This window comes from Litoribacter populi (assembly GCF_007483685.1).
Classification (GTDB): Bacteria; Bacteroidota; Bacteroidia; order Cytophagales; family Cyclobacteriaceae; genus Litoribacter; species Litoribacter populi.
Window position 1 is genome coordinate 1,191,827 of the sequence record NZ_VMKN01000001.1, and the last position, 460, is coordinate 1,192,286.

1 protein-coding gene is annotated in these 460 nt (G+C 43.5%); it reads left to right on the forward strand.

Annotation, left to right across the window (positions count from 1 at the left end):
• Positions 1-431: IS1634 family transposase (locus FPL27_RS19930; protein ID WP_221936580.1), on the forward strand; the 431-nt coding region annotated here is incomplete at its 5' end.
• Between the last annotated feature and the right edge of the window lie 29 nt (positions 432-460).

Genomic DNA, 460 nt, shown 5'->3' on the forward strand with positions numbered 1-460 from the left:
AGGGCGAAATCAAAATTGAGATCGACCGGGCAAGATTTGAACAGGATTCCAGGTGGGACGGCCTGAAAGGCTATATCACCAATACACGACTGGGGAAAGACCAAATAATAGAAAACTACAACAATCTGTGGAAAATAGAAAAGGCGTTCAGGATAGCCAAAAGTGACCTAAAAATAAGGCCGGTATATCATAGGGCCCAAAGAAGAATAGAAGCCCATATATGTATAGCATTCGTGGCCTACAAAGTGTACAAGGAGCTGGAAAGGCTGTTGAAGGAAAAGCAGTCGGAACTGAGTCCAGAAAAGGCCATTGACATAGCAAAAGGCATCTACACGGTAAGAGTAACCATTCCTTCGAGCCAGCAGACCGTTTCTAAAACAATAATCCTGAACGAAAGTCAAAGAAAATTGGCTGATTTATTCGGTTTTTAGCCTTGGGTGTCCCAGCGCTGAAAACAGGA